This window comes from Vibrio sp. 10N.261.52.A1, assembly GCF_002876325.1.
GTDB classification, from domain to species: domain Bacteria; phylum Pseudomonadota; class Gammaproteobacteria; order Enterobacterales; family Vibrionaceae; genus Vibrio; species Vibrio chagasii.
Window position 1 is genome coordinate 1 of sequence record NZ_MCYD01000832.1, and the last position, 735, is coordinate 735.

The 735-nt window shown below is 44.8% G+C and carries 1 protein-coding gene; it reads right to left on the reverse strand.

The features are described 5' to 3' along the window. The coding region (locus BCT81_RS17740) for a PEP/pyruvate-binding domain-containing protein (RefSeq protein ID WP_277869826.1) at window positions 1-593 on the reverse strand (593 nt) is incomplete at its 3' end. Between the last annotated feature and the right edge of the window lie 142 nt (window positions 594-735).

Here is a 735-nt window from a genome sequence, read left to right on the forward strand (position 1 = left end):
GAAGAGGCTTTGTCTGAACGAACCATGCGTTGGATACCCGCAGACAATGAAATGCCGCGGTGGTCAAAGCCTTGGTGTACACGGTAAGAGATAGCACGGTCGTTAAATAGAGAAGCGTAAACGTGCTTGGTTGCTTCCAGTACAGCGTCAATGCCTTTCACGTTAAGGAAGGTCTCTTGCTGGCCTGCGAAAGAAGCATCTGGAAGGTCTTCTGCAGTTGCAGATGAACGCACAGCTACAGACAATTCTTCGTTGTCTTCGATTAGCTCGCGGTAGTTCTCACGGATGTCTTGCTCTAGTGATTCTGGGAAAGGGGCATCTAGAACCCATTGTCGAATCGTTGCACCTGTCTTACGCAGTGCGTCAACGTCTTCAACATCAAGTTCGTCAAGTAATTGGTGAATGCGCTCATCAAGACCTTTGTAGTCAAGAAAGTCGTTAAACGCGTGAGAGGTGGTTGCAAAACCATTTGGTACAGAAACACCAGCATTGGATAGGTTAGAAACCATCTCGCCCAGTGAGGCGTTCTTACCGCCGACTTTGTCGACATCTTCCATGGATAGGCCATTGAACCATAGGGTATTATTTTGCATTTATTTCTCCAGAAACATAGCAAGCATTGTAGGGATTTAAAGGCAAACGATTACGTGTCAGTTTAAAAAAATGTAAATTATTTTTAAAAGCTGTGGGGGACGTAATAGTCAGCAGGGTTTTGTTATATATATTATGGTTACC